The sequence below is a fragment of the Streptomyces rishiriensis genome (genome assembly GCF_003112535.1).
Classification (GTDB): domain Bacteria; phylum Actinomycetota; class Actinomycetes; order Streptomycetales; family Streptomycetaceae; genus Streptomyces; species Streptomyces rishiriensis.
Window position 1 is genome coordinate 54,894 of sequence record NZ_BEWA01000018.1, and the last position, 15,222, is coordinate 70,115.

Annotated in this window: 11 protein-coding genes; 5 read left to right on the forward strand and 6 right to left on the reverse strand. The window is 74.0% G+C overall.

The window, feature by feature from the left end:
• Window positions 1–12: 12 nt before the first annotated feature.
• The 3 genes from Sri02f_RS29725 to Sri02f_RS29735 all read left to right on the forward strand — a co-directional run bounded on the left by Sri02f_RS29725 (window position 13) and on the right by Sri02f_RS29735 (window position 6,142).
• A complete protein-coding gene (locus tag Sri02f_RS29725; protein WP_109004420.1) occupies window positions 13–3,006 on the forward strand; it encodes an ATP-binding protein in 2,994 nt (997 codons plus the stop codon).
• A gap of 316 nt (window positions 3,007–3,322) precedes the next feature.
• Window positions 3,323–4,282, forward strand: coding sequence for a threonine/serine dehydratase family protein (locus Sri02f_RS29730; protein ID WP_109004421.1), 960 nt, complete (start codon window positions 3,323–3,325; stop codon window positions 4,280–4,282).
• Between the two features lie 204 nt (window positions 4,283–4,486).
• The gene (locus Sri02f_RS29735) at window positions 4,487–6,142 is read left to right on the forward strand and encodes a serine/threonine protein kinase (protein WP_109004422.1); all 1,656 of its coding nucleotides are present in this window, start codon (window positions 4,487–4,489) and stop codon (window positions 6,140–6,142) included.
• Here the strand turns inward: Sri02f_RS29735 and Sri02f_RS29740 are convergent.
• Window positions 6,131–7,621, reverse strand: coding sequence for a serine hydrolase domain-containing protein (locus Sri02f_RS29740; RefSeq protein WP_109004423.1), 1,491 nt, complete (start codon window positions 7,619–7,621; stop codon window positions 6,131–6,133). The genes Sri02f_RS29735 and Sri02f_RS29740 overlap by 12 nt on opposite strands.
• A 94-nt stretch (window positions 7,622–7,715) precedes the next feature.
• On the opposite strand from Sri02f_RS29740, the gene Sri02f_RS29745 reads away from it, so the two are divergent.
• A complete protein-coding gene (locus tag Sri02f_RS29745; RefSeq protein ID WP_109004506.1) occupies window positions 7,716–8,687 on the forward strand; it encodes an LLM class F420-dependent oxidoreductase in 972 nt (323 codons plus the stop codon).
• Between the two features lie 128 nt (window positions 8,688–8,815).
• Window positions 8,816–9,916: a hypothetical protein gene (locus tag Sri02f_RS29750; protein ID WP_373865138.1), complete on the forward strand. Its 1,101-nt coding sequence runs from the start codon at window positions 8,816–8,818 to the stop codon at window positions 9,914–9,916.
• Between the two features lie 34 nt (window positions 9,917–9,950).
• Here the strand turns inward: Sri02f_RS29750 and Sri02f_RS29755 are convergent, their stop codons facing one another.
• The 5 genes from Sri02f_RS29755 to Sri02f_RS29775 form a co-directional block, all read right to left on the reverse strand.
• The gene (locus Sri02f_RS29755) at window positions 9,951–10,448 is read right to left on the reverse strand and encodes a DUF6328 family protein (protein ID WP_174855733.1); all 498 of its coding nucleotides are present in this window, start codon (window positions 10,446–10,448) and stop codon (window positions 9,951–9,953) included.
• 97 nt (window positions 10,449–10,545) lie between these two features.
• Window positions 10,546–11,529, reverse strand: a complete 984-nt coding sequence (locus Sri02f_RS29760) for an aldo/keto reductase (RefSeq protein WP_109004424.1) — start codon at window positions 11,527–11,529, stop codon at window positions 10,546–10,548.
• Between the two features lie 70 nt (window positions 11,530–11,599).
• Complete coding sequence (locus Sri02f_RS29765; RefSeq protein WP_109004425.1) at window positions 11,600–12,238, reverse strand: TetR/AcrR family transcriptional regulator; 639 nt, start codon at window positions 12,236–12,238, stop codon at window positions 11,600–11,602.
• Window positions 12,235–13,719: an MFS transporter gene (locus Sri02f_RS29770; protein ID WP_109004426.1), complete on the reverse strand. Its 1,485-nt coding sequence runs from the start codon at window positions 13,717–13,719 to the stop codon at window positions 12,235–12,237. Before Sri02f_RS29770 ends, Sri02f_RS29765 begins: the two co-directional genes overlap by 4 nt.
• A 110-nt stretch (window positions 13,720–13,829) precedes the next feature.
• On the reverse strand, window positions 13,830–15,047 hold the full coding sequence (locus tag Sri02f_RS29775; protein ID WP_109004427.1) for an FAD-dependent monooxygenase: 1,218 nt from the start codon (window positions 15,045–15,047) through the stop codon (window positions 13,830–13,832).
• Window positions 15,048–15,222 lie beyond the last annotated feature (175 nt).

Consider the following 15,222-nt stretch of genomic DNA (forward strand, 5'->3'; position numbering starts at 1 on the left):
CAGGATGGGGCCGTGTCGCAGACCGTGTTCGCCACTCCGTTCATCGGCCGGGACGAGGAACTCGCCCGGCTCTCCGGCGTGCTGGAGCGCGCCCGGGAGGGCGAGCCCCGCGCGGTGCTGGTCGCCGGAGACGCGGGCGTGGGCAAGACACGCGTGCTGAACGAGATCGCGGTGCGCGCCGCCCGCACCGGCATGACCGTGCTCACCGGGCACTGCGTGGACCTCGGCGACGTGGGCCTGCCGTATCTGCCGTTCACGGAGATCCTGGGCCTGCTCGCCGCGGACGGGCGGTTCGCCTCCGTCCTCGCCGCGCACCCCGTGGTCGACCGGCTGCTCGGCGCGGGCGCGCAGGCCGCGCCGGACGACGAGGGTCCCCGGGCCCGTTCGGATTCCGGCGGTGGGCGGTTGCGGCTGCTGGAGGGCATGGCGTCGCTGTTCGCCGACCTCTCCGAGGTCACCCCGCTGCTGCTCGTCCTGGAGGACCTGCACTGGGCCGACCCGTCCTCCCGCGACGTGTTGCGCTTCCTGCTCAGCCGGGGGTTCCTGCAGCGGCCCACGGGCAACGGGCCGGGGCACCGGCTGGCCGTCCTGGCCTCCTACCGCACGGACGACCTGCACCGCCGCCACCCGTTCCGGCCGCTGCTGGCCGAGCTGGTGCGGCTGCCGGCGGTGGACCGGCTGGAACTGCGCCCGCTGGCGGACGCCGAGGTGGCCCGTCTGGTGCGCGCTCTGGAGGACCGTCCGCTGCCGGAGGCCACGGTGCGCCGGATCGTGGAGCGCGCGGAGGGCAACGCCTTCTACGCGGAGGAGCTGGTGGCGGCCCGGGACGCGGAGTCCGGCGGCATGCCCAGCGGGCTGGCCGACCTGCTGCTCATCCGGGTCGAGCAACTCCCCGACACCGCCCAGCAGGTGCTGCGCACCGCCGCCGTCGCCGGCCGGCGCGTGGACCACGGCCTGCTGCGGGACGCGGTGGGGCTGCCCGAGGAGGACCTGGAGTCGGCGCTGCGGGAGGCGGTCGGCCGGCAACTGCTGGTCGCGGGCGACGACGGCACGTACGCCTTCCGGCACGCCCTCGCGCGCGAGGCGGTCTACGCCGACCTGCTCCCCGGGGAACGCTCGCGGCTGCACGGCGCGTTCGCCGCGCTGCTGGCCGGTCGCGGCCACCGCGCCGACACCGCCGCGGAACGCGCTCACCACTACCGCGAGAGCCACGACCTGGGCGAGGCGCTCGCCGCCTCCCTGGAGGCCGCCGACCACGCCCGGCGGGTCGGCGCGCCCGCCGAGGAACTGCACCACCTGGAAGCCGTCCTCGACCTGTGGGAGGCGGCGCCGGCCTCGGCCCTACCGTCCGGCGAGGGAAGCGACCGGGTCCCGCTCATGCTGCGCGCCTCGGCGGCGGCCGCCCATGCCGGGGAGGCGCACCGCGCGGTCTCCCTGACCCGGGCCGCGCTCGCGGGCGTGGGCCAGGACGCCGACTCCGAGCTCGCCGCGCGCGTGCGCTACACGCTCGCCGGCACCCTCATGGGCGTCGACAGTCTGACGGCCGCGTTCGCCTACAGCAGCGAGGCGCTGGCGATGATCCCGGCCGAACCGCCGTCGCCGACATGGGTGTGGGCCGCCGCCACCCATGTCCTGGCGGCCCGTCAGGTCGGCGACGTGGCCACCGCGCTGCGGGTGGCCCGGCAGGCGCTGGGCGTGGCCGAGCGGCTCGGGCTGACGGACGCGCGCGCCGACCTGCTGGTGTCGCTGGCCAACCTGGAGGGCGGCGGCCGCCGCTCCCCCGAGGGGCGGGCCCTGCTGAAGGAGGCCCGGGAGCTGGCCCGGCGCGGGGGCAACGCCCCCGTGGAGATGCGCGCCCTGTTCTCCCTGGCGATCGGGGCCTATGAGGCCGGGGAGCCGGCGGAGTGTCTGCCCTGGCTGGCCGAGGGCCTGGACCGGGCCCGCCGGGCGGGTCTGCTGTCCTCGCCGTATCCGCTGGAGATGCGCTATCTGCAGCTCCTGGTGCTCTACACCCTGGGCCGGTGGGACGAGTGCCTGCGCACCGCGGCCGACGACCTGGCGGTCCTCCCGGCGTCGGGCGGCTTCGCGCTCGGCCCCGCGCTGTACGTCGCCCTCGCGCGCGGCGAGCGCAGCGCCGTGGAGCGGGCCCGGGCCCTCGTCGGAGGGCGCCACGACTGGATGGCGGCGCTCGTCGCGGGCATCGTCCTGACCGACGCGGCGGCGCTGAGCGGTGACGCGGAGGCCGCGGTGGCCCGGCTGCGGTCCTCGGTCGAGTCCTTGACGGACGAAGCGGGAAGCCGCCCCGACGTCACCGTGCGGCTCACCGCGCTGGCCCTCACCCCGGTGGCCGACGCGGCCGCCGCGGCACGCCGCGAGGGCGACGAGAGCGCGGCCCGGCGCTGGTCCGCCGTCGCGGCCGAACTGCTGGAGCCGGCCCGGGAGGTGACCCTGCATGGCCAGACGGGCGTGCCGCAGGGCCCCGAGGGGCGGGCCTGGCTGGCCCGCGCGGAGGCCGAGTGCGCCTGGGCCGTCACGGGCCCGGACGCGGCCGCCTGGGAGAAGACGGTGCAGGCCTTCGGCTACGGCGACGCCTACGAACTCGCCCGCTGCCGGCTGCGGTACGCGCAGGCCCTGCTCGCGGCGGACCGGCGTGAGGAGGCGACCTCCGAGGCACGGGCCGCCCGGGAGACGGCCGCACGGCTGGGGGCCACTCCGCTGCTGGAGCGGGCGGACGCCCTGATTTGGAGCGGCCGCCCGGCCGCCGGCCCCTCCACCGCCCGGGACCGTTCGGTCGCGCTGACGGCCCGGGAGCAGGACGTCCTGCGGCTGCTCGCCCTCGGCCGCAGCAACCGGCAGATCGGCGAGGAGCTCTTCATCAGCGGTAAGACGGCCAGCGTCCATGTCTCCAACATCCTCGCCAAGGTGGGCGCCGCGAGCCGTACGGAGGCGGTGGCGATCGCCTACCGCGAGCACCTGATCGAACCGGATCCGGGCCCGGCGGGCTGACCGGATCCGAGCCCGGCGGGCTGGCCGCAACCGGTCGTGGCGGGCTGTCCGCAATCGGTCGTGGCGGCGGCGGCCGGGCCACGGGGCTCGTCGGGACGGGCGGGCGGCCCTGCGCCTGCGGGCCGGCGCTCGGCGAGACCCGCCGGCCGTCGGCGCGGTCCGCGATCTGCGCGCCCGGTCGGCTTCGGCGTACGCGGGGACCTGCGAGGCGGGACGTCAAACGAGTTGACCCGGGGCGTGGCCGCGGGCGAGGGTGCGAGCGGACGAGGCGCGGCCCCTTCCCCTCCTCTTCGCCCGCGCCGGAAGGGTGACTGCGTTGATCGGCATCTCGGACATCGAGGCGGCCGCCGAGCGGATCGCCGGACACGTCGTCCGCACCCCGACCGTGCCGAGCCCCGGCCTGTCGGCGCTGCTCGGCGTGCCGGTGACCGCGAAGCTGGAACTCCTGCAGCGCACCGGCTCGTTCAAGGCGCGTGGCGCGACGGCGAAGCTGCTGTCGTTGAGCGAGGCGGAACGGGCGGCCGGGGTCGTCGCGGTGAGCGGCGGCAACCACGGCATCGCGCTCGCGGTCATGGCCGCCGCGCTGGAGGTGAAGGCCACGGTGGTGATGCCGCGTTCGGCGCCCGCCCGTGCCGTCGAGATCGCGCGGACGGCCGGCGCGTCCGTGCGCTTGACCGACACCATGGACGGCGCGTTCTCGCTGGTGGAGCGGCTGCGGCAGGAGGGCTTCACGCTGGTGCACCCGTTCGACGATCCCCTGGTCGTCGCCGGGCAGGGCACGGTCGGTCTGGAGTTCGCCGCCGACGCGGACGACGTCACGGACGTCCTGGTCAGCGTCGGGGGCGGCGGGCTGATCGCCGGCGTCGCCGCGGCCCTGCGCGCCCGCCGTCCGCAGGTGCGGATCTGGGGCGTGGAGACCGAGGGGGCACAGGCCATGACGGAGGCGCTGACGGCGCGCGGGCCGGTGCCGGTCGCGCTGTCGTCGATCGTCTCCACCCTCAGTGCGCCGAGCGTCTCGCAGTTGACGTACGACCATGTGTCCGCCCTGGTCACCGAGGTGCTGAGCGTTCCCGACCGGGAGGCCGTGCGGGGCTGTCTGGACCTCGCCGAACACGCCAAGCTGTGGACCGAGCCGGCGGCGGGCTGTCTGCTGCCCGCGGCCCGGCAGGTCGTCGAGCGGATGGGGCAGGACGTGCGGCTGGGCCTGGTGGTCTGCGGCGGCAACGCGACGACCACGGACATGACGGTCTGGACGGAGCGGTTCGGGCTGCGCTGAGCCGGCGTCCCTTCGGAGGGATACCGAAAACCCGCCGGGCGTGCCCGCGCGCCCATTCCCTTTTCCTCGCACACGCATACGGTCGAACGCCCGGCTTTCTTGAATGAAAGACAGGAATCGCGCCGGAGTTGCCCTTCGATTGAACGGACCCCCTCACGCAGGGCGTACCACTGGGAAAGGTGAGTACCAGCGGTTCAGCGAGGGATGGCCATGGTCAAGACGCACGTCTCCACGCACGAGTTGGTCGCCGGGAGGTACCGGCTGCTCGACGTCGTCCACCGGGAGACGAACCGCGTCAGCTGGTACGGCGAGTACGTCGAGGAGACCGGTGCGGTCCGGCCCTGCCTGGTCACCCGGATCGGACTGCCCCCCGACCAGGGCGAGGAGAAGGCGCGCCAGGCCGCCGACCGGGTGCTGGGCATGTCCGAGACGATGGCGCGGCTGTGTCCGGGCCGCATCGCCACGGTGATCGACGCCGTGGAGGAGACGGGCTCCCTGTGGACCGTCACCGAGTGGATCGACGGCCTGCCGCTCGGCCAGCTCATGGCGCAGAAGGGCGCGTTCAGCCCGGCCCGGGCGGCGGCGATCGGGCTGCAGCTGCTGGACGTCCTGGAGGCCGCGCACGGTGAGGGCATCACCCACGGCGAACTGAGCCCCGGACAGGTGTTCCTGCGCAGCCAGGGCCCCCTCGTCCTCACCGGCTTCGGGCTGGCGGGGGCGACGCTCGCCCCGCGGGTGGCCGCGCCGTCGTACGCCTCCCCCGAGCAGGCGCGCGACGAGCGCATCGGCCCGGCGGCCGACCTGTGGGCGCTGGGCGCGATCCTCTACACGATGGTCGAGGGACGGCCGCCGTACCGGGACCGGGACCGGCCCGAGAGCACGCTGAAGGGCGTGGACCGGCTGCCCCTGCGCGCTCCCCTGCGGGCGGGCCCCCTCAACCCGACCGTGCAGGGGCTGCTGCGCAAGGACTCCCGGGAGCGGCTGACCCGCACGGTCGTACGCCAGTCCCTCACCCGGGTGCTGGACGACGACCCGCACACCGGCCTGCCCACGCCGCGGCTGCGGCGCGTCTGCGCCGCGGTCCGGCACGTCGGCCCGCAGTGGAGCGGCCGGGCCATGGCGGCCGGGACCGCGCTGGCCGTCGTCACGGTGGCGTTCGCCGCCCTCGTCGTGACCCACCAGCTGCCCGACGCCGACGACACCTCGGCGGGAGGGACGCGGGCCCGGCCGTCCACGTCCGCCCCGGCGCCCGACGAGGACGCCGACAGAGGCTCCACCACGCCCGCGCCCGCGCCCACCCCGCCGCCGACGGCCGCGAGCCCAGCCGCGCCGGCCCGCCCGTCCGTGAGCGCCTCGCCGGACGCTTCGCCCTCCGCCACCGCGACCGCGCTCCCGCAGGGCTTCCGGGTCTACCGGGCGCCCGAGGGCTTCTCGGTCGCCCTGCCCGCGGGGTGGAAGCGGCTGGACACCGCACGCGGCGCCGACCACGCGTACCGCGTCACCTTCGGCGCGCCCGGCGATGCGCGCACTCTCGCGGTGACTTACAGCGAGAGAGCCGGAGACGACCCGGTCGCCGTCTGGCGGGACGACGTCGAGCCGAACCTGAGGAAGGACGACGGTTTCCGGCGGATCGGCGCGATCCGCGCGACGACGTACCTGGGGTACAAGGCCGCCGACATGGAGTGGGTCGTCGACGTCGACGGCGGTCAGGAACGGACGTTCGGCCGCGGTTTCCTGCTCGGCGGGCACCGCAGCTTCTCGCTGCGGTGGACGACGCCCGCCGAGGACTGGGACACCAAGGCCGACCGGCAGGCCCTCGACACGTTCCTGAAGACCTTCCGGCCCGGCTCAGCCGCCTGACCGGGACGTACGGTCCGGTGCGCGCATCGAGCGCAGCGGACCGCGGTGCAGGGGCGTCGTGTCCCAGCGGGCGGTGAACGTCCGCGTGGCGAGGGAGCAGGTCACCCGCAGTCGGTGCGGGGTCTCCAGGAAGACGACGTGCGCGGTGAGCGTGTCGGCGTCGGTCCACCCGCCGCAGACCGCGGTGGGCAGCGGTTCGTCGCTCACCCGCCAGCCGCCGGTGGTGGGCAGCTCCAGCCTGAGGTCGCCGTCCTTCTCCGCGAGGCCCAGCGACCACCCGTCGCCGCCTCCCCCGGCGACCGTGACGCCGGTCAGTCCCGGCTGGTCGGCGCAGACACCGCCGTCGGGGGCGAACGCGGCTCCCGCCCAGCGGCCGGCCTCCTGCGGCGGCGCGGGCTCGCCGGCGGCCGGGGGCAGCGCGAGCCGCACCAGACGCCGGGCGAGAGCCGCGTCGGCCTCCTCGCGGCCGGTCAGCGGACCGGGCCGGAACGCGGGCAGCAGATGCTCCCAGACGAGGGTGAGCAACGCCTGCATGTCGCCGGTGGCGGCGGTGGTCGCGATCACGGCGTCGTGCTCCGGCAGGATCAGGCAGAACTGCCCGTAGGCCCCGTCGCCGCGGTAGCCGTGCCGCGAGCGCCAGAACTGGAAGCCGTAGCCGCGGTCCCAGTCCTGCCGGTCCGCACCGGCCGGGGCCCCGGGACGGGTCGGCACGTGTTCGCGGGTGGCCTCGGCGACCCACTCCCGGGACAGCAGCCGTTCCCCCTGCCATGTGCCCTCGTCCAGATAGAGCTGTCCCAGCCGGGCGACGGCGTCGGTCGTGCCGTGCAGTCCGCTGAAGCCGAGCTCACGGCCGGACCGGTCGGTCAGCCAGGCGACGTCGCCGACGCCGAGCGGATCCAGCAGACGCGGCCGCAGATACGCGGTGAGCGAGCGGCCGGTCACGCGCTGCACGATCGCGGCGAGCGTATAGGTGGCGGGCTGGTTGTAGGCGAAGACGCTTCCCGGTTCACGGTCGGGCGGCAGCAGCAGAAAGCCCCGGACGAGGTCGTCGCGGTCGAGGGCGTGGGCCCGGTCGTAGGTCTCCTCCTCGTGGCCGCTCGCCATGGACGCCACATGGCGCACCAGCACGGCCCGGCTGCGCGGGTCGGTGATCTCCGCGTCGAGCTCCGGGAAGTACGACACGACCGGGTCGTCGAGTCCGATCAGCCCCTCCGCGAGGGCGAAGCCGGCGGCCGTCGCCGTGAAGCTCTTGCTGAGCGAGTACAGCAGGTGGAGCCGGTCGGAGGTGTACGGCTCCCACCAGCCGGAGGCGACGACCCGGCCGTGCCGCAGGATCATCAGGCTGTGCGGTTCCACGAGCTCGGCCGACTCGACGGCGTCGAGGAACGCGAGGACGCCGAGGGAGTCGACGCCCTCCGCGGACGGGGTGCTCGACGGCAGGGCGGACGAGGTGCCGGAAGGCGGGGGGTGGTCGCTCATGCCCGCATCCTGCCCCGCCCGCGCCCGGCGATCGACGGGTTTTCCGGCCGCGGACGACCCGTTTCCCCTGCCGTCGGCCGGGGACTCGGACCTCATGGTACGAATCGGATACACGATGATGACCGAGCAGGCCGGCCCTCGGGACCTGGTCGACCACGTGGTGCGGGCCGAGGAGGCGGGATTCGACTTCTCGGTGACGTCGGACCACTACTTCCCGTGGCTGCGCTCGCAGGGGCACTCGCCGTACGCGTGGAGCGTGCTCGGGGCCGCCGCCCAGGCCACGTCACGCATCCCGCTCATGACGTACGTGACCTGTCCGACCTTCCGCTACCACCCCGCGGTGGTGGCGCAGAAGGCCGCGACGATGCAACTGCTGTCCGAGGGGCGCTTCCGGCTGGGGCTGGGCTCCGGGGAGAACCTCAACGAGCACGTGATCGGCGGCGGTTGGCCCTCGGTGGACGTACGGCACGAGATGCTGGAGGAGGCCGTCGGGATCATCCGCGCCCTGTTCGAGGGCGGGCACGTCACGCGGCACGGGACCCATTTCGACGTGGACTCGGCGCGGCTGTGGGACCTTCCCGACGAGCCGCCGCCCATCGGGATCGCCGTCTCGGGCGAGCGTTCGTGCGCGCTCGCCGGCCGGCTGGCCGACCTGGTGATCGCCACCGAGCCGAAGCCGGGTCTGCTGGAGTCCTTCGACCGGCACGGCGGCGCGGGCAAGCCGCGCGTGGGTCAGCTCCCGGTCTGCCACGACTCCGACCGGGCGGCCGCGGTGAAACGGGCGCACGCCCAGTTCCGCTGGTTCGGCAGCGGCTGGAAGGTGAACTCCGAACTGCCCCACCCCGACTCCTTCGACGCGGCGACCCAGTTCGTCACTCCCGACGACGTCGCCTCCTCGATCCCCTGCGGCGACGATCCGGACGACTTCGTCGAGGCCGTACGCCCCTACGCCGAGGCCGGGTTCACGGAGATCGCCCTGGTGCAGATCGGCGGCGACTCGCAGCCGGCGTATCTGGACTGGTCGGAGAAGACCCTGCTGCCCGCCCTGCGCGAGGCCTTCGGCTGAGGGGACCGCGGGCCGGCCGGACGGCAGGCGGGTCGGGCAAAGCGTCGCCAATGGGCCCATATAGGCTGCGGATCGGCACTCTCGCAGTGCCGATCCTATGTCCAGCAGCCCGCAGAGGAGAGTCATCCGTGACCTTGGCGACCGACCTGTCCGAGACGTCCGTCGAGACGCCTGCCGAGATGTCCGTCGAGCCGCCCGCCGGGACGCTCCCCGCGACGGGCCCCGCGCCGCTGTCGGACCTCGTGGCGCGCGACGCCCGCGAGTTCGGCGTCTACGCGCGGACCGGCGGGTGGGCCTTCGGCCTGATGGTGGCGCGCAGCGTCCGGCCCGGCGGGCAGAGCGCGGACGAGACGCCGAAGGTGTCGGCGAAGGAGTTCGCGGAGCTGGCCGGCTGCTCCCCCGAGCGCGTCATGCGCTACTACAAGGCGTGGGACCGGGCCGCCGACGACGGTCTGGTCCCGCACTTCGAGGAGCTCGCGCCGGGCCAGGAGGTGGAGCTGCCGGACGCCGAGGTGTGGCTGACCTACTACGTCTCGCGTTCCAGCGCCGCCTCCGAACGCGGGACCGCGATCGCGGAGGCCGCCGAGGCCGAGGGCATCCGCCCCACGAAGGCGCTGGAGGTCGCGGAGAATCCCACCGCCCTGCGCGCCGCGATCCTCGCCGACCCCTCGACCGCCCGCGCGGCCCGCGCCGCCCTCCTGGACCGCATCAAGGAGGACCCGGACCTGCAGACCGAGCTGGCGCGGGACGTGGTGCGCACCGACGACCTGAAGAAGGCGGTGGCCTCCGAGAGCCGCTCGGCCGACCGGATCGGGTATGTGCGTCAGATCGCCGAGTCCGGCCTGATCAAGACGCCCGCGGGCCAGACCGTGGACGCGCCCGTCGAGCTGCGCCAGGAAGCCGAGCGCCATCTGTCGCTGCTCGACGAGCTCGACGACGACGAGGACTCCGGGGAGTGGGCGAGCGAGGCCTACGACACCATGAAGTCCCTGGTCGTGGAGACGGTCGAGGCCGACCCCGAACTGCGCGTGCAGGAACGGCGCACGAAGTTCTACAGCAGCCTGCAGCGGGCGACCAGGGTCTTCGAGGAGCTGACCTTCGACGACGTCGACACGCAGGAGTTCTACGAGGACGACATGGTGCAGCAGCTGGAAGAGCTCCAGCAGGCGATCGGCACCTGCATCGCCGCGCTGCGCGGGGCCCGCGGCGCAGGGCCCGAAGCCGGGTGAACCCGGCTGGGCCGGACCGTCGGACCGGTCCGGCTCAGTCCGTCGTGTAGCGGCGCCGGGTCCACAGGGGCAGCACGAACCAGCACAGTGCGTACCACGAGACCACACCCGCGACCAGCCAGGGCACGAAGGCGTCATGGGTGGCCACGCGCAGGATCAGCAGCAGCGAGGAGGTCATGGTGGCGAGCAGCAGGATCAGACCGACGAAGGTCAGCCTGGACGCCACCTGCACCGTCTGCGGCTTCACCCGCCGGCCGGAGACCAGTCGGTGCAGGGACACCGGTCCGATGAGGGCTCCGGTCGCGCACGCCCCGAGGACCACGGTCACGATGTAGATGACCTTGTCGGCGTCCTGCAGGCCCGCGTAGCGCGGGGTGAACACGACGGTCAGCAGAAAGCCGAAGAGGATCTGCACACCCGTCTGGGCGACGCGGATCTCCTGGAGGAGCTCCACCCACATCCGGTCGGCTCTCTCCTCCTCGGTCTCGTTGCGCCCCGTGCTCCGCGCGGCGTTCGTCGCCGTGTCCGTCACCTGTACCGTCCTCCCGGTTCCGAGTGGTCCCGTCGACCTCCTCTTCATCGCGAGTACCCCGTGAGCGGCGGTTTTCGCCGCTCACCGCCGGGTTCGTCTACCAGCGTCCCTCGACCTGGTCCTTGATGCGCCGCTCGTAGAGGTCGCGGACGGCCGCGAGGGTCTGCTCGGAGAGTGCGGGGAGCTTGGCCGCGGCCGCGTTGGCGCGGGCCTGCTCGGGTGAGCGGGCGCCCGGGATCACCGTGGTCACGCCGGGCTGCTGGATGATCCAGCGCAGCGCGAGCTGGGCCGGGGTGTACCCCTCGGGGGCCAGGGCCGCGAACTCGACGGCGGCCTCGACGCCGGTGGTGTAGTCGACGCCGGAGAAGGTCTCCCCCTGGTCGAAGGCCTCGCCGTGCCGGTTGTAGGCGCGGTGGTCGTTCTCCGGGAAGACGGTGTCCGCCGTGTACTTGCCCGAGAGCAGACCGGAGGCGAGCGGGACGCGGGCGATGACGCCGACGCCGGCCGCGCGGGCCGCCGGGAGCACCTCGTACAGGGGCTTCAGGCGGAAGGGGTTGAGGATGATCTGCACGCTCGCCACGCCGGGCCGGGCGATCGCGGTGAGGGCCTCGGCGCAGGTCTCCACGCTGACGCCGTAGTGCGCGATGCGCTCCTCCTCGACCAGCGTGTCGAGGGCGTCGAACACCTCGTCGGTCGAGTAGACGGGGGTCGGCGGGCAGTGCAGCTGGACCAGGTCGATCCGGTCGACGCCGAGGTTGCGGCGGGAACGGTCGTTCCACGCGCGGAAGTTGTCGAGCACGTAGTTCCCGGGAATCTGCTCCACCCGGCGGCCCATCTTGGTGGCGACCAGCACGTGCAGGTCCGGCCGGCCGCTCAGGAAGGCGGCGATGGTCTGCTCGCTGCGTCCGTCGCCGTAGACGTCGGCGGTGTCGAAGAAGGTGACTCCCGACTCGGCCGCCGCCTCCAGAACCGTCAGCGCCTCCTTGTCGTCGACGTCTCCCCAGTCGGCGCCCAGCTGCCAGGTGCCGAGACCGACGACGGATGCGTGCTGACCAGACCTACCGAATTCGCGCTCGTCCATGGCGACAGTCTGTCACCCGGTGCGACACGGCGCGGCCCCGGTCGCCTCCGGCGCGCGCCCCCGCGGCGGATCACTCCCCGGCCGGTCCGGGCGGGAGCTCGGGGACCCGGCCGTCGAGGTGCGCCTGCACCGTGGGCCCGTACCGGTCGACGACGTCCTCGACCGGCATCGCCCGCAGGGCGGCGCCTCGCGCGATGCCGAACATCACGCCGAGGCCGAGCAGCGCGGCGACCGCGAGTTCCGCGCGCACGCCCGCGTCGGGACCGGTCAGCCGGGCGGCGAGCTTCCCGGTGACCTGGGCGCGGAAGTTGGCGCGCAGGACGTCGCCGTGCTCGCCGTGCAGGGGCGCGAAGACGATGCGCAGCACCGGGTCGGCGCCGCGCTCGCGTTGGCTGACCAGCACGTGCCGGACCATGTGCCGCCCCAGTTCGGCCGGCGGGGCGTCGAGCAGGGCGTCGGCGTCCTCCTCGAAGGACATCACGTGGGCGAAGAGGGCGTCCTTGTTGCCGAAGTACTTCACCACCAGCGGCGCGCTGACCCCGGCGCGCTCCGCGACCGCCTTGAGGGTGATGTCGGCGTGCGCCTGGCGGGCGAGGAGGTGGCGGGCGGCGCGCAGGATGGCCGCCTTGGTGGCTTCGGCGTCGCGCCGTGCGGGGGGCCGGCGGCCGCTGGCGGCGGGGGCGTCGGGTGCGGTGCTCACGGCACTCATGCTCCCTCCATCGCGCCGTCGCTCACCGGCCGGGTGCGGCCGCGAGCGCGCGGCGTGTCGTCCGGGGCGGAGTCGCCGGGGATGGTGAGCGCCACCGCGCAGGCGGCCAGCGCCACCGCGCCCGCCACCGCGAAGGCCACCAGGTAGCCGTGCAGGGTCGGCACCACCCGTCCGCCGACGAGGCCCGTGTGGTGCACGAGCACGGCGGCGACGGCCGCGCTGGAGACGGCCTGGCCGATGGTGCGCATCAGGACGTTGACGCCGTTCGCCGAGGCGGTCTGCCCGGGCGGGACGGCGCGCAGTATGAGCGCGGGCAGCGCCGAGTAGGCGAGGGTCGTGCCGGTCGACACGACCGTCGCCCCCACCATGATCATCCACAGTTCGCGGCTGTCGGCGACGCGCACCGCGTATCCCGAGGCGATGACGGCGGCGCCCAGGGCGAGAGTGACGCGCGGGCCGCGCGCCTGGGAGATGCGGGCCGAGACCGGCGAGAACAGCAGCATCGTGACGCCCCCGGGCAGCAGGCACAGACCGGTCTGGACGATGGACAGCCCGAGTCCGTAGCCGCTCGCCTTCGGGGCCTGGACCAGCTGGGCGGTGACCAGCGAGTTGGCGTAGAAGGCGAAGCCGGTCAGGAGCGCGGCCACGTGGGAGAGCCCGACGCTGGGCCGTGACACCAGGCGCAGGTCGACCAGCGGCCGTTCGGCGCGCAGCTGCTGCCGGCGCCACAGGGCGAGGACGACGGCCGCGCCCACGAACAGGCCGACGACACGAGGGCTCGCCCAGCCCCACTGGCCACCCTGGGACACGGCCAGGAGCAGGCAGACCAGCCCGGCGGCCAGTCCCAGCGCGCCGGTGACGTCGAACCGGCCGGGCTCGCGGACGGGCGACTCCGGCACCGCCCACCGGATCAGCGCGACGCCGGTCGCGCCCAGCGCGGCGGTGACCCAGAACATCACGTGCCAGTTCGCGTACTGCACGACCACGGCCGCCGCGGGCAGCCCCAGCGCGGCCCCGATGCCGACGGTGGAGCTCATCAGCGCCACGGCGGATCCCCGTCGCTGCGGGGGCAGTTCGTCGCGCAGGATGCTGATGGACAGCGGGACGACGGAGGACGCGGCGCCTTGCAGGGCGCGCGCCGCGATCAGGACGCCGATGTCGGAGGTGAGGGCGCAGATAACCGAACCGGCGGCCATCAGGGCGAACGACAGGAGCAGCACCCGTCGCTTGCCGTACATGTCGCCGGCGCGACCGAGGACCGGGGTGAGGACCGCGCCGGACAGCAGCGAGGCGGTCACCATCCAGGAGACCGCGCCCGCAGAGGCGCCGGTGAGCCGGGGCAGGTCGGGCAGCAGCGGGACGACGACGGTCTGCATGACCGCCATGAGGATGCCGCAGTACGCCAGCACCGGGATGGTCAGCCGGGCCCGCAGACCGGAGCGCTCACCGGTCGGAGCGGATATCGGAGCGGGCGACGCCATGGACACTCCAGCGGCCGGTGCGACACGAACGGAGGTGAATGGAAATTCACCGTAACAGTGAATTGCCATTCACCCAAGGCCGGTCCACCTGATCCGGAGGGCCCGTCCGGTCACTCGCGGGCGCTCAGCGCGCGGGCGTGCGCTCCCCGCGCCAGCTTCGGCCCCAGCCAGCGCTTGAACCGGCGCAGGACCTCCAGCCGCCCGGCCGCCCGGTCGAGCCGGTAGTACAGCTGGGGCGGCACATAGGGCAGCAGGGGCGAGTGGCGCTGACCGAGGAGCGCGAACATCTGCTCCGGGGGGAGATGGATGTAGCGGGTCAGGTTCTCGTACCACTGCGCGCTGTAGCGGGCGGCGCTCTGCAGGGAGAGCAGCGCGGAGCGGCGCTCGCGTTCGTAGCGGGCGAGCGCCTGCGGCAGGTCGGTGCTCTCGCGCAGCGCCTCGGCCAGGGCGATGGCGTCCTCCAGGGCGAGGGTGGTGCCGGCGCCGATCGAGTAGTGCGTGGTGTGGGCGGCGTCGCCGAGCAGGACGAGCCGGTCCCGGTGCCAGGTGCGGTTGGTGAGGGTGCGGAAGGTGAGCCACGGGGAGCCGCCGTCGGAGGCGGCGCGGCCGATGAGGGGACGGCCGTCGAGGATGTGCGCGAAGAGCTTCTCCAGAGCGGCGAGGCTGTCGGCCTCGCTCGCCCGGTCGAGGCCGAGGCCGGCCAGGGTCTCGGGCGCGCACTCGATGACGCAGGTGCTCTGTTCGGAGCTGAAGGGATAGCCGTAGCACCAGATCCAGCCGTGCTCGGTCTCCACGAAGGCGAACGTGAAGGAGTCGAAGACCTTGGTGGTGCCGAGCCAGACATAGCGGTTGCGGCCCGGTGTGAGGGCGGCGCCGAACTCCTCCGCGTGACGGGAGCGAAGGGCGCTGTGCACGCCGTCGCCGGCCACGACCAGATCGGCGTCCGGCAGGTCGTCGGCCGATACCTCGCTCTCGAACTCCAGGCGCACGCCGAGGGCGCGGGCGCGCGCGGCGAGGAGTTCGAGCAGTTTGTGCCGGCCGATGCCGTGCCCCTCGTCCCCCGGCTGACGGGTGGCCAGGTCCCCCACGTGGGCGACACCCTCGTTCCAGCGGACGGAGTGCTCCTCGATCGCCTCCGCCGACTCGGGGTCGCAGGCGCGGAGCTTGTCGAGCAGCCCCTGCCAGTAGGTGACGCCCCAGCCGTAGGTCGAGCCCTCCGGGTTGCGTTCGTGGACGGTGACGTCGTGGGACGGGTCCTGCCGCTTGAGCAGGATCGAGAGATACAGGCCGGCGGGCCCGCCGCCGACACAGGCGACCTTCACGCACACCCCCAGGGGTTACCGGTCGTGGTTGATTGACGACGCAGGGTAGCAGGAAGGGCGCGGGCCGCCGGCCGCCCCTCGTGCCCGATCGCGCCACTTTTCGCACGTGAGCCACACCACCGGCGGAGCGCGGGCGCGCGAAAGTCCACCGAAAGCGGGGTCCCGGCACAAAGGAATTGCC

Bases quoted from the DNA above. Each gene is read 5' to 3' on its own strand.
- Sri02f_RS29735 (WP_109004422.1), top strand. From the start codon at position 4,487: ATGGCCATGGTCAAGACGCACGTCTCCACGCACGAGTTGGTCGCCGGG.
- Sri02f_RS29740 (WP_109004423.1), bottom strand. From the start codon at position 7,621: ATGAGCGACCACCCCCCGCCTTCCGGCACCTCGTCCGCCCTGCCGTCG.
- Sri02f_RS29745 (WP_109004506.1), top strand. From the start codon at position 7,716: ATGGTACGAATCGGATACACGATGATGACCGAGCAGGCCGGCCCTCGG.
- Sri02f_RS29760 (WP_109004424.1), bottom strand. From the start codon at position 11,529: ATGGACGAGCGCGAATTCGGTAGGTCTGGTCAGCACGCATCCGTCGTC.
- Sri02f_RS29765 (WP_109004425.1), bottom strand. From the start codon at position 12,238: ATGAGTGCCGTGAGCACCGCACCCGACGCCCCCGCCGCCAGCGGCCGC.
- Sri02f_RS29770 (WP_109004426.1), bottom strand. From the start codon at position 13,719: ATGGCGTCGCCCGCTCCGATATCCGCTCCGACCGGTGAGCGCTCCGGT.